11 protein-coding genes are annotated in these 12,812 nt (G+C 62.3%); 2 read left to right on the forward strand and 9 right to left on the reverse strand.

Annotation, left to right across the window (positions count from 1 at the left end; all coding sequences use genetic code 11):
• Positions 1-30: 30 nt before the first annotated feature.
• The 9 genes from IWX85_RS12385 to argS form a co-directional block, all read right to left on the reverse strand.
• A complete protein-coding gene (locus tag IWX85_RS12385; protein ID WP_196869924.1) occupies positions 31-1,581 on the reverse strand; it encodes an RNA polymerase factor sigma-54 in 1,551 nt (516 codons plus the stop codon).
• A 295-nt stretch (positions 1,582-1,876) separates the two neighbouring features.
• Positions 1,877-2,674, reverse strand: coding sequence for an LPS export ABC transporter ATP-binding protein (gene lptB / locus IWX85_RS12390; protein WP_196869925.1), 798 nt, complete (start codon positions 2,672-2,674; stop codon positions 1,877-1,879).
• 4 nt (positions 2,675-2,678) lie between these two features.
• Positions 2,679-3,320 carry a lipopolysaccharide transport periplasmic protein LptA gene (gene lptA, locus IWX85_RS12395; protein ID WP_196869926.1) on the reverse strand — a complete coding sequence of 214 codons (642 nt, stop codon included), beginning with the start codon at positions 3,318-3,320 and terminating at the stop codon, positions 2,679-2,681.
• Between the two features lie 201 nt (positions 3,321-3,521).
• Positions 3,522-4,331, reverse strand: a complete 810-nt coding sequence (locus tag IWX85_RS12400; protein WP_196869927.1) for a L,D-transpeptidase — start codon at positions 4,329-4,331, stop codon at positions 3,522-3,524.
• A 39-nt stretch (positions 4,332-4,370) separates the two neighbouring features.
• Positions 4,371-6,746, reverse strand: coding sequence for a filamentous hemagglutinin N-terminal domain-containing protein (locus IWX85_RS12405; protein ID WP_196869928.1), 2,376 nt, complete (start codon positions 6,744-6,746; stop codon positions 4,371-4,373).
• Between the two features lie 75 nt (positions 6,747-6,821).
• Complete coding sequence (locus tag IWX85_RS12410; RefSeq protein ID WP_196869929.1) at positions 6,822-8,489, reverse strand: ShlB/FhaC/HecB family hemolysin secretion/activation protein; 1,668 nt, start codon at positions 8,487-8,489, stop codon at positions 6,822-6,824.
• A gap of 379 nt (positions 8,490-8,868) precedes the next feature.
• Positions 8,869-9,528: a thiol:disulfide interchange protein DsbA/DsbL gene (locus IWX85_RS12415; protein ID WP_196869930.1), complete on the reverse strand. Its 660-nt coding sequence runs from the start codon at positions 9,526-9,528 to the stop codon at positions 8,869-8,871.
• A gap of 81 nt (positions 9,529-9,609) precedes the next feature.
• Entirely contained in the window at positions 9,610-10,356 is a 747-nt protein-coding gene (locus tag IWX85_RS12420; RefSeq protein WP_196869931.1) for an SPOR domain-containing protein, read from the reverse strand.
• A gap of 74 nt (positions 10,357-10,430) precedes the next feature.
• Positions 10,431-12,107, reverse strand: coding sequence for an arginine--tRNA ligase (gene argS / locus IWX85_RS12425; RefSeq protein ID WP_196869932.1), 1,677 nt, complete (start codon positions 12,105-12,107; stop codon positions 10,431-10,433).
• A gap of 142 nt (positions 12,108-12,249) precedes the next feature.
• On the opposite strand from argS, the gene IWX85_RS12430 reads away from it, so the two are divergent.
• Both IWX85_RS12430 and IWX85_RS12435 read left to right on the forward strand, forming a co-directional pair.
• Complete coding sequence (locus IWX85_RS12430) at positions 12,250-12,639, forward strand: PsiF family protein (RefSeq protein WP_196869933.1); 390 nt, start codon at positions 12,250-12,252, stop codon at positions 12,637-12,639.
• Positions 12,624-12,779: a hypothetical protein gene (locus IWX85_RS12435; RefSeq protein ID WP_196869934.1), complete on the forward strand. Its 156-nt coding sequence runs from the start codon at positions 12,624-12,626 to the stop codon at positions 12,777-12,779. Before IWX85_RS12430 ends, IWX85_RS12435 begins: the two co-directional genes overlap by 16 nt.
• Positions 12,780-12,812: the final 33 nt, after the last annotated feature.

Below are 12,812 nucleotides of genomic sequence, written 5' to 3' on the forward strand. Positions count from 1 at the left end.
AGCGGACATTGCAAAAGGCGCATGGCCTGTTCAGAGTGCCTTGCGCAGATTGGTCGGCGCAATGCGCAATGCCTCGCGGTATTTGGCCACGGTGCGGCGGGCGCATTCAATACCCTGCTCCTTGAGCATTGCTGAAATCTGGCTGTCGCTGAGCGGCTTTCTGGGGCTTTCGGACGCCACGAACTGCTTGATGAGTGCGCGCACGGCGGTGCTCGATGCATTGCCACCGGTTTCGGTGCCCAGCCCGGAGCCAAAGAAATACTTCAGCTCGAAAGTGCCGAAGGGCGTGCCCATGTACTTGGCCGTGGTGACGCGCGAAATGGTCGATTCGTGCAGGCCCAGCTCGTCGGCGATCTCGCGCAGCACCAGCGGCCGCATGGCAAGATCGCCGTGGGTGAAAAAATTTTTCTGCCGCTCGACGATGGCGTTGCTGACGCGCAGGATGGTGTCGAAACGCTGCTGGATGTTCTTGATGAACCAGCGCGCTTCCTGCAACCGCTGCTGCAGCGCCTGGCCACCGCCCCTGCCGCCGTGCTGCCGCAGTGCGCTGGCGTAGATGTCGTGGACCCGCAGCCGGGGCATGACGTCGCTGTTGAGCGTGACCTTGAAGCCCCGGCCGGACTTGACGACCAGAACGTCGGGAACGACCAGATTGCGTTCCACATTGGCAAACCGGCGTCCGGGCTTGGGGTCGAGCCGGGCGATCAGGCCGATCGCGCCCTTGATGGTGTCTTCGGTGCATTTGCACAGGTGCGACAGTCGCTTGACATCGCGCTTGGCCAGCAGTTCCATCGGCTGCTGGCAGATCGCCATGGCGGCGCGCGACTCGATGCTGTTTTTGCAGTCGAGCAGCTGCAGTCGCAGGCATTCGGCCAGGGTACGCGCGCCGACGCCGCCAGGCTCCATGTGCTGGAGCAGTTGCAAGGCGATGGCGAAGGGCTGCTCCAGTTCTTCGGCCTGCTCCGGGTTGCCGCTGGCCAGTCCGGCAGCGAGTGACGCCAGGCTGTCTTCCAGGTAGCCGTCGTCATTGAGCGACTCGATCAGGAAGTGCAGGGCGGCCCGGTCGAGTTCGGACAGCCGCAGGCCGAGCGCCTGCCGGTGCAGGTGGTCCTGCAGCGACACATGGGCGCCGGTCAGGTCGGAGGCTTCGACGTCGCTGTCGTCCAGGTTGTTCTTGCGCGCCGGCGCGTCGCCGCCCCATTCGCTGTCGTCGGGCAAAGACTCGACCGAGCCATCGCCTTCCCAGCTTTCTTCCAGCGCCGCCTCGGTGCCGGCCTCTGCCGTGTTTTCAGACTCTTTTGATGTGCTGGCGCTTGCTGTGTCTGTATTTGCAGCTATTGAATCTGTAGCAGACTCGAATTCACGGCTGTCCTGGCTGACCGGGGTGTCGGTGTGCTCCAGGCCAAACTCCTCGCGCGGCGCGCTGTCGTCCGCCAGTTCGAGAAAAGGGTTTTCGTCGAGCATCTGCTCGACTTCCTGGCTTAGCTCCAGCGTCGAGAGTTGCAACAGCCGGATCGACTGCTGCAGCTGTGGCGTGAGCGCCAGGTGCTGCGAGACGCGAAGGGACAGGCCTTGTTTCATGAAGATATAGCCCCCACGCTCCCCGCTGCGCGTGGTTCGCTGCCCCCCGAGGGGGCTGCCCCGCCTGCAGTCCGGCAAAGCCGGTCCTGCGGCCGGTACTGGGGCTGGCGGGGATGCCCTGCCGTCCCACCTGATGTATCCAGCGATGCTAGGCGCAAGATTGTCACAGGCGCGGCTGGCAACCTTTCCCGCTCGTGCAAGTACCGGCCGCGGAACTGGCTTTGCCAGGCCGCAGGCGGGGCAGCTCCCCCGGGGGGCAGCGCAGTACATAAAGTGACAAGCGTGGGGGCCATTGCTACATCTTGAAGTGTTCGCCGAGGTAGACCCTGCGCACATCGGCGTTGTTCACGATCTCGGCCGGCGTGCCGTTGGCCAGCACGTGGCCGTCGCTGATGATGTAGGCGTGGTCGCAGATGCCCAATGTTTCGCGCACGTTGTGGTCGGTGATCAGCACGCCGATGCCGCGCGACTTGAGGAAGCCGATGATGCGCTGGATCTCGATCACGGCAATCGGGTCGATGCCGGCAAACGGCTCGTCCAGCAGGATGAAGCGCGGCTGGGTGGCCAACGCGCGGGCAATCTCGACGCGGCGGCGCTCGCCGCCTGACAGCGACAAGGCCGGCGAGTCGCGCAGGTGGCTCACGCGCAGGTCGTCGAGCAGCGCATCGAGCCGCGACTCCAGCTCGGCGCGGGCCAGCGGCTTGCCGGCGGCATCGCGCTGCAGCTCCAGCACGGCGCGCACATTTTCCTGCACGCTGAGCTTGCGGAAAATCGACGCTTCCTGCGGCAGATAGCTCAGGCCGAGGCGCGCGCGCAGGTGGATCGGCATGTGCTCGACCGGCTGGCCGTCGATGGAAATCTGGCCCGCGTCGGCGCGCACCAGGCCGACGATCATGTAAAACGACGTGGTCTTGCCCGCGCCATTCGGGCCCAGCAGGCCGACAACCTCGCCTTTTTGCACCGACAGCGACACGTCCTGCACCACCAGCCGGCTGCCGTAGGACTTTCGCAGTCCCTGCGCGACCAGGCTGCTGGGTGTGTCAAGGCGGACTGCGCCCTCCTGCGGAGGAACCGTTTCAATCGTTCGATTCATGGGGTCAGGGGGCTTTCGGGGCTGTGCCGGTGCCCAGCGTGGTGCTGGGGCGTAAAACGGGCGCCGGTCCGCTGGCCGGCGGCGCTGCCGTGGCGCCCGTCGCAGGGGCGCGCGGCGACAGCATGGCGCGGACCCGTCCGCCAGGGTTTGCCGCAGTGGCAGTTTTCGCGCCGGCATCAACGGTGAACACGTCGGTGTTGTTGTCGTACACGATCAGCCCGCCGGTGGTTTCGTCGCTCAGCGTCGCGCCTTTGAACCGGCGCACCACGGCGCGTTTGATGAACTTGACCAGGTCGGCGCGGCTGTCGTATTCGATGCGTTCGCCTTCGCCTTCGATGTATTCATCGACGCCGTCGCGCTTCTTGCGGTAATAGGCAAGCTTGCCCGGCGCTGCCGTGGCCACGGCCAGCTGGTAGCCCTCCGGGTCCTGACTGACATCGACCTGCGCGCCCCGGATGATGGTCGTTCCCTTGGTGATGACGACGTTGCCGGTGAAGACACTGGTCTGGTTGAGGTCGTCATAGCGCAGGGAATCCGCCTCGGCATTCATCGGCTTGTCGCGGTCGGCTCTTTCCGCCGCGGCCGGAAGCACGGCACCCGCTGCCAGGATGGCAGCCAGGAGAAGAGGGAAAAAAGGGGTTTTCATGAGGCACGGTTCTTGCGGGTGATATTTTTTCAATTGTAGCCATGCCGGCAGGGCCAGAATCCTCTAGAAAATAATCGGTATTCCCCCCTGGTCGCCAGTCTTGACTTGCACTGGCAGCCGCCGCTGAAACTAGCCTTCTTCAGATCTTGTGGCGAGCAAGCGGCCCTGCTGCGAAAAGCGTGCTTCCCGACAGCAAGCGCATCACCTGAAACCGTGTGCTTCCGGCAGTATCGGATGTGACTGGCTTGCAGCTTGCAGGCGCACACGCTCTCCGACGTCGTACGAGCCGAAAACTTCACGCGCCGAACGGGTTTCGGGCAGCACATAAACAATGCCGTCCGTTCCGGTGAAAGCAGGACTCACCACGTTTTCGTAAAACTTGACGGGAACATTGATGCAGCCATAAGAAATTCGGCGCTCTGACGGCAAAGAACTGGCCAGCCTTTCGGCGCGGCGTTCCTTGGCATTGCCAGTGACCACACGATGCATGGAGATGGCCGTGTCGTAGTCCACCCAGAGCATTTCATCGCCCTTCAGGTTTTTGTCCAGGTTGGCCACGAAACGGCCTGCCGGCGTGGTGCGTTCCTCCGGGCGAATGGTTGACAGCTTTTTGGTTCCGATGCCGGGGACTGAGTGATCGCCTCTGGCCAGTCCGAGCAGCGCGGAAGATTCTCCGCGCAGTTGGCCCTTTGCATCGAACACAAATACCCTGGCCTCCAGCTTGTCCACGATGACAAAGGGCTTGTTGAGGTTGTCGCCTGAATCAACCACCCAATTGGCCACATGTCGGGCTTCTTTGGAGGCGTTGGTCTGTTCAAAGTTGGCGCGTTTTGCGCTTTTTCCCGCCACTGCGGGTTGCGTTTGCGTGACCGTTGGGACGGCGCCGCCTTCAGCGGACAGAACAGACGATGCCAGCCCAGGGTCTGGCAAGTGCGCAGCATCATGCGATGCATACGCCTGGGTGCAAATCAATCCTGTGGCCAGCAAGCCCAGAAAAACTTCTCGCATCATGAGCGCCAATATTTTTCAGGTTTTTCCATAACAGCCTTTTTAATTGCGTTCCGGTTTGGGCTTGCGTACTGGCGCCTCGTATTGCTCGGGCGGCGGTGGGACTGATACCACAACAGGCGCAACAACCGGTGGTGCCGGTGGTGTGACAACTACCAGAACGGGCGGCTGCACAGACGCTGGCGGAAGCACCGTGAAAACGTACCCAGGAGGAACGACGGCAGGCGGTGTTGACGGCGTCAACACGGGAGGCAGTGGACGTGGCGTATTTTCCTTAATTGGAACGACCGGTGGCACCACAGGCGGCACCACGACCGGTGGCACCACGACCGGTGGCACCACAGGCGGCACCACGACCGGCGGCACCACCGCTGTGATATTCGCGGTCGTTGTTGAAACAACCGGGCCACAGCAAGGAACGGCCAAGGCGTATCGATTGGCGTCTGCACCGCCCAGGCTGTAGCCGGTCAAGGTGATGGTCTTGTTCACTCCCACGTCCGGGGTAGCGAAATTGGCCGTACTGCCGGGGCCTGCAACCAGCGTCACATCGCCCACAGGGCTTCCTTTCAACGAAGCGACCGTTGCCGTGGTGGTTCCGTCGGCGATTTTGTCCTGGCCCTGAGCAAATACCAGCATGTGCTGGATGGGCGCGGCACCGATGATGTTGCCAGAGTAATCGGTTGGCGTGGTGTACGCGACCGGATTGTAATAAATGGTCGTCGGCGCATTCGTGACAGTCGCAGCCGGTGCCAGCGGAGCAAAAACAACCGTGCCGCCAGCGCCCGGGGCACTGGCGCCATACCCGGCGCTCAGCACCAGGCCAAGCGGCAGGCCCAGACTTTGACCGGGAATGATGCTGGTGGTGTGGGTCAGTGTGATCTTTCCCTGAATGTTGACATCGTTTGCGGCGCACATGGTGACGTTGCCGTTGGTTGTCGACAAAGCGCCTATCAAGTTGATGTCATTGCCGGCACTGAGCAAAACGCTTCCGTTGGTCGTCGTGATGTCTGCGCCCAATTTCACATTCACATCGCGCCCGCAGCACACCGCCAGGTTTCCATTGGTGGCAGTGATTGGCTTGTTGATGTTGACATTTCCTTTCGCCAGCAACGTCAGCGTCGTCGGGTTCGAACTCGCTGACCATGCGATGGCGTCGTTGACATGAATGTCACCGTTGCCGGGTGTTGCTGTGTACAGACTCGTCACAGGCGGGGTACCGGCGACCATGACATCGTTTCCGGTTGCCGTGCTGATGGTCACGCTGTTGGTCACCAGCAAGGCTGAAAGCGTCGTGCCAGAGATGTTGTCCGTGGACAGGCTGCCAATGGTGAAGTCCTGCGGGTCAATCAGCCAGGTGCCCGTTTTACCCTGCGCCGCCTCAGTGGTGACTTTCACCCCGCTGGCGATTTTCACACTGGCCGCAGAGGTTTCGATGAAGCCGCCATTTCCGCCTGCGGGTGCAGAAGCGTCCAGCGTGCCAGCCACATTCACCGTGCCATTTGCCATACCGCCCATCAGCATGATCGTGCCGTTGACGTTTTGCAGCGTCTGTGCCTGAACCACGCCGGTGTTGTTGACCGCATTGGACAGCAGGCTGCCCGCTGCCTGGGTGGTCATCAGCACCTGGCCACCGTCGGCCCGGATCACTCCGCCGTTGTCCACCAGCGCATTGACCGCGCCCTGATCGACGGTGACGCGCAAGAGCTTGTCGCCTGCGACATCAAGCGTGACGGCGTTGCCTGCGGCCAGTGCGACCGTGCCCAGCTGGGCCGCAATGATGCCCTGGTTGCTGACGTTGGCGCCCAGCAGGGCGACGTAGCCACCGTCGGCCGCGTTGATCGTTCCCTGGTTAACGACTGCGCCCGCGCCCGCGCCGGAAAACTGGTAGTTGCGCGCCATGAAGTTGGCATCGCTGATAGCCAGGGTGGACGCGACCAGTCCGCCGACGTTGACTGACGCGCCCTGACCAAACAGGATGCCGTTGGGGTTGACCAGGAACACCTTGCCGTTGGCCGTGAGGCTGCCCAGAATGATCGAAGGATCAGCGCCGATGACCCGGTTGAGCGCTACCGAGCTGCTGCTGGGCTGCACGAACTGAACGGATTGGCCGGCCTGGATGCCGAAGCTCTGCCAGTTGATCGCCACGTTCGGCGTGGTCTGGGTGATCGTCATGTGGCCCGCTGTGCCGCCGATGCTGGCGCTGCCGGCTGACACCACGCCGCCCACAGGCTGTGCCTGGACGCCCGCCCCGCAGGCCATCACCAGGGAAACGGCCAGGATTTTCAGACTGAAGCTGGCACTACCGCCAGCGGCCGAGGTGCAGGATGATATTTTCTTGCCGGCGCTGCGCGTATTTTCAGAAACGGCCACAAAGGTGCCGGTCTGGTCGTTCCAGATGGAGCGGTGAATGAGGTTCATGGATGACTTTCGGGTGATCTTCAAAAATTCGGGTTCAGTCGACAAGCAGGGCAAGCGAACCTGCTCAAGACGGGCTCAAAAATATTTGACGGCCTGTATCCAGAACCGGCCCGACTTGTCCGGTGCCGAGGTCGCTGTGCCGCTTCCCAGCTTGCGGGCGTAATAGGTCCGCACCATGAAATTGTTGTACTCCGACCAGTTCAGGCCCACGCCTGCGCCGCTCAGGGTTCGGCGGTTGTCGCCAGTCGTCCATGGGTTCTTGCTGAGCGTCACGCTGCCGGTGTCGACAAAGCCGACCAGTTGCAGCTGCCCTGGCATTTGTTCGGCGAGCTTGGGCAGTTGCATGCGTGCTTCCAGCGTCAGCAGGTAGCCTTGGTCCGCATAGGCTTCGCCTTCCGGATAGGCGCGCACCCCGTTCATGCCGCCGAGCGACATCTTTTCGGAGCTGTCCAGATTCTTCGAGGCGACCTGGCCGTTGATCCCGGCGTAGAGTGAGACGGTGTCGGTCACGCTTTGCAGCCGCATCGCGCTGAAGCCCAGCTTGGTGTAGTGACCATTGCTTTGCGCCGTTACCGCATCAAAAGCCTGCATGGCGGGTGTTTGGATGTCAATGTTGCCGGCGGTCCCAGTGAGCGAGTAGCTGCTCAAGCCGCCGCGACCCAGACTGTCCCGGTGGTCACCGCGCAGGGTCGCCATCAGGGCCTGGGCCTTCCTGTCGACAACGCTCGAGATGGTGTCCACACGGTCCTGGAACGTCTTGGCGTCAAACGCGAGCAGGGCATACAGATTGGTGTTGCGCGAACGGATCAGCGGATAGCTGCCGTAGATGCTTGCAATTTTTGCCGTGCCGTTAGCCTGCAGGCTCGAAAATTCCTTGCCCAGCTCATATCCGAGCCAGCTGTAAGCCACGCCGGCCGTCGCCTTGCCAAACTGCATCTGGTAAGACGCGCGGGCATAGCTCAGGCCAGGGCCTGACGTCAGCACGCGCAGCGAAGCCACGTCGCCCAGGCCGGCCGCATTGTTCAGGTTCAACGTTGCCCCGAGGCGGTATTCGCCGGTGTAGCGGTTGCCAGCATTGTCGGCATCGATGCTGCCGGTCACGCGCTGGCCGGGCGTGACGTCAACGATCAGGTCGGACGCACCCAATGAGGCGCCGGGCGTCAGGGTCGAGGTGACGTTCACACCGGGAATGTCTGACAGCAGCAGCAGCCGGCTTTCCAGCGGCGCGATGGCGACCGTGTCGCCAGTATTGATGCCGCCGAGCTGGCGCTGGACCAGGTCGTCGGACATATTGCTCTGGTTGCGCACGGCGATCTTGCCGTACTGGCCTTCGACCACGGCAATGGTGACGACGCCGTCCTTGATTTCTTGCGCGGGCAGGTAAGCCTGGGCCACGAAATAGCCATTGCTGCGGTAGCGCTCGGTGATTTTCAAGGCCATGCCGCGCAGCTCGCCCAGTGTCAGTTCGTTGCCCGGCCTGAAGCCGGTCAGCGCGACCAGTTCGGCTTCGGGGTACGTTTGCGCACCCGTTACCTGCAGGCGGTTGACGACGATCTTTACCGCGTCGGACGCTGGCGTCGCGGGCGTGCTGCTGGGTTCGAGACGGATGTTGGGCGCTATTTTCTGGGGAACCGGGGCGGCAGGAATCTGCTGCGACTGGCTGCCGGCGCTGGGGGGTTGCTGGGCAAAACCGGTTTGACTCAGGGCCAGGAGTGCCAATGGCAAGAGTTTATTTTTGAACACAAGGTGCCTTTGGCGTGAGTGACTTTGAGTTGGAGCGCGCCGGTTCATGGGCGGCCAATGGGCGCAGGGATGGACAGACCTTGTGTCGGCACGAGACTTGTTTTTTTGTTGTCTGTTCAGGCCCGGAGCCTTATTCTGATTAGCTCAGTAAACACTGTAAAAGTATGTAGGAAATCGCGCCGAAGGCTGACAAAAGAGTCATTTTTTTGAGCTGGCGCAAACTTGTTGCAGGCGGGAAGTGCGCTTGTGCTTTCCCTTTGCAATGGACTCGCGCCGCATTGCACGGCACGGGATGCGTCAGGAACAGATCGCGAATGGCAAGGTCTTTATATGCCCGGCCTGTGGCTGGCCAGGGCTTTGACGAAGCAGTGTGAGGCTTTTAACTGGCTTTGCCGCGCGACTGCCCGATCAGGTAATCGGCCACCTGCAGCGAGCGTTCCAGCGTCTTGGCCTGGGTGCCGGAGGTGAAATAGCGCCCATTGATGCCCAGGGCGGGAACGCCGTCAAGCGCATAAGCATCTTGCAACTGGGTAGCCTTGCGTGCCTTGGTGGTGACGGAGAACGAGTTGTACAGCTCCATGAATTTCGCCTTGGGAATGCCCTGCTTGTCGACCCAGGCTGCAATCTGGTCAACCGTGTTGAGCGGCTGCTTTTCGACGTGGATCGCCATGAACACCTTTTTATGCAGCTCATCGACCTTGCCCAGGCTTTCCAGCACGTAGTACAGGCGTTGCTGCGGCTCGAAATCAGGCCGGAAGGCAATCGGCACGCGGCGCACCGACACGTCCTTGGCCTGCTTTTTGGCCCAGGCGTCGAACATCGGCTCGAAACCGTTGCAGTGCGAGCAGTTGTACCAGAAGAATTCGACCACCTCGACCTTTCCGGCGGGCGCTTCCGTAGGGGCCGGCTTGTCCAGCGTGAGGTAGTCCGAGCCGCTTTGAAAGGCCCTGGCCTGGGCTTGCGCCAGCGTGGGCAGTGCGGAAATGCCCGTAGCTGCAGCCAGCGTGACGGCTGAAATTGAAAATATGCGACGTTGCATTGATTTTTTCTCCTGGAGTCAATATCGACAGCTGTTGGATACGGCAGGCCCAAAAAGTTCAGCCGGCCCCGGATTTAGGACTCAGCGCTGCACCCGGACCAGTGCCGTTTCGATCGAGCTGTTGTCCAGTCGTTCCTTGATGCGGTCGGCATCGTCTTTTTTATCGAACGGACCGACGCGCACCCGGTACACGGTGCGACCGGCCTGCTCACGCTCGGTGACCTTGGCCTGCATGCCCAGCAGCAGCAGCCGGGCGCGCTGCTGTTCGGCGTCTTCAGGCGTACGGTAGGCGCCGGCCTGGATGAAGTAGTTGAACGGGTCCGAAGCCCCCGAACTGAACGCCGGGCTTTCGGACCGGGCCTTGGCCAGGTCGCCCAGCGGATCGGCCGAAGGCGGCTTGGCTGGTTTGGCCGCCGCCGTCGGGGACGGGGCCGATGCCGCCGCAGGGGTGGCAGGCGTGGTGGACGAGGCTGGTGCCGTGGCGGTTTTCGGCGGTTTCACAACGCGTTCGGGTTTTTTGGGATCTTCGGGCGCCAGCACCGGGTCCGGCACGCTGCTGGCGCTGGGCGGCTCGGGCGGCGGGATCAGCTCACCCGATGCCGACGGCGCGGCGCGGGCGGGGTTCTTTCCGGCCAGCGGCGCGTTCGGATTCCAGTCCTTGTTCTTGCGGGCTTCGGCGGCATCGCTGTCGGGGTTGTAGGACGGGCTCTTGTTCATGAAAGGCACCGGCACCTTGGTGACGTACACCGCCACTGTCAGCGCAATGCCCAGGCCGACCAGCGCGCCAATCACCAGACCCAGCAGGGTTCCACCGCGTTGCTTTTTCATACCGTATTCCCACGACTTGACCGTAACTTGCATATGACCTGGATGCCTTTTGAAGGGTGAATTTTTCAAGCCGATTACATCTTGCGCGGGGCACTGACGCCCAGCACCGCGAGGCCATTGTGCAACACCTGCGCGGTGGCCGCGACCAGCGCCAGGCGCGCCAGTTTGACGACTTCGTCGTCGACCAGGATGCGCTCGGCATCATAGTAGCTGTGGTAGCAGGCGGCCAGTTCGCGCAGGTAAAAAGCCACATCGTGCGGCGCAAAACCGGCGGCTGCATGGCTGAGCATGTCGGTGTATTTTGTCAGCAGCAGCATCAGCGCTTGTGCCTGCGGGCTGGCCAGCGGCGACAGGTCGACCTGTGCCAGGCTGGCTTCGTCACCGCCCCAGGCCGTGAGGACCGAGCAGATGCGCGCATGCGCGTACTGCACGTAGTACACCGGGTTTTCATTGTTCTTGGCCAGCGCCAGGTCAATGTCGAAGATGTATTCGGTGTCGGGCTTGCGGCTGAGCAGGAAAAAGCGAACCGCGTCCGCGCTGGTCCACTCGATCAGGTCGCGCAGCGTGACGTAGCTGCCGGCGCGCTTGGAGATCTTGACCTCCTCGCCGTTGCGCACGACGCGCACCATGGTGTGCAGCACATAGTCGGGGTAGCCGAGCGGAATGTCGGCGTTGGCCGCCTGCAGGCCGGCGCGCACCCGGGCAATGGTGCCGTGGTGGTCCATGCCCTGGATGTTGACCGCCTTGCCATAGCCGCGTTCCCATTTGGCCAAATGGTAGGCCACGTCGGGCACAAAGTAGGTGAACGTGCCGTCGGTCTTTTTCATGACCCGGTCCTTGTCGTCGCCGTAGTCGGTGGACCTGAGCCAGAGCGCGCCGTCCTGCTCGTAGGTCTTGCCGGCGTCCTTCAGGCACTGAACCGCGCTGTCGACCCGGCCCGAGCTGTACAGGCTCGATTCGAGGTAATAGTTGTCGAACTTGACTGAAAAAGCCTTCAGGTCCAGGTCCTGCTCGTGGCGCAGATAAGCCACGGCGAACTGGCGGATGGCATCCAGGTCGTCCACGTCGCCCGAGGCGGTGAATTCGCGGTCGTCCGACCTGACGGTCTTTTTGGCCAGGAAGTCGCGGGCGATGTCGTCGATGTAGTCGCCGTTGTAGGCCGGTTCGGGCCAGCTCGCATCGCCGGGCTTGCGCCCTCTGGCGCGCGCCTGGGTGCTGGTGGCCAGCGTGTGGATCTGCACGCCGGCATCGTTGTAGTAGAACTCGCGCCAGACATCGGCGCCCTGCGTGGCGTAGAGGTTGCAGATCGCATCGCCCAGCGCCGCCTGGCGGCCATGGCCGACATGCAGCGGGCCGGTCGGGTTGGCCGAGACGAACTCGACGATCATCTTGCGGTCGTGCGCCAGCGGCTGGGTGCCATAGCCGCTGCCGGCGGCAAGCACCTCGCGAACGGTTGCCTGCTTGGCGGCGGGCTTGAGCCGGATGTTGATGAAGCCGGGCCCGGCGATTTCAACCGCCTCGACCCAGCGTTCAAAATGCGGCGAAGACAGCAGCTTGGCGCGCAGGGCTTCGGCCATCTGGCGCGGGTTTTGTTTGAGCGGCTTGGCCAGCTGCATGGCAGCGGTGCAGGCGAAGTCGCCATGCGCGGCGACCTTGGGGGACTCGAAGGCGGCCTTGTCGCCAGCGCCGGGAGACAGGGTTTCCAGCGCGAAAGCGAGGTCGGAGAGCAGGTCTTTTTTAATCGAAAGCATCATCGGATTTTACGGTGAAGACAGTCCCGCCCGGATTGGCGCGCCGTCCGGCAAAAACCCGGTCATCGAATTCGGCCCGAGCCGCGTTATGGGCATGATTTCCGGCCGGAAATCATGCCCATAACCCTTGACTGGAGCCACCATGAACAAACCGCTGTCTTTGATCGCCATTGCCTTTGCCCTGACGATGGGCCTGTCTGCCGGAGCCCGAGCCCAGAGCGCGCCGGCCGCACCGGCTAAAGCCGCATCGGCCGCGCCTGCGACGGCCAAGGTGGCCCCGGTATCGCCTGCCGCCGCGACGGTGGAACCGCCGGCCAAGACCGCCCAGCAAAGCAAGATGGCGACCTGCAACAAGGACGCCACCGGCAAGAAGGGCGATGAGCGAAAAGCCTTCATGAAGGAGTGCCTGAGTGCCAAGCCGGCAGCACAGGGAAGCACCCAGCAAAGCAAGATGAAAACCTGCAATGCCGACGCCAAGGGAAAAACCGGCGACGAACGCAAGACGTTCATGAAGTCGTGCCTGAGCAGCTGACCAGGCATGGTTTGCTTGAAGCTATTGAAAACATAGCTATAAAGTCAACACCATCAAGCGCGAAAGCCGTTTTTGATGCGCAGATTCAATTACAAAATGCACCAAAAGCTAATGTAAGGGGTTTCATCTCGATGGCATGAAACACCTCGTGAGGAGTGCGAAATCCCAGGCAT

The organism is Polaromonas sp. CG_9.11, assembly GCF_015752225.1.
In the GTDB taxonomy this organism is placed as follows: Bacteria; Pseudomonadota; Gammaproteobacteria; order Burkholderiales; family Burkholderiaceae_C; genus Polaromonas.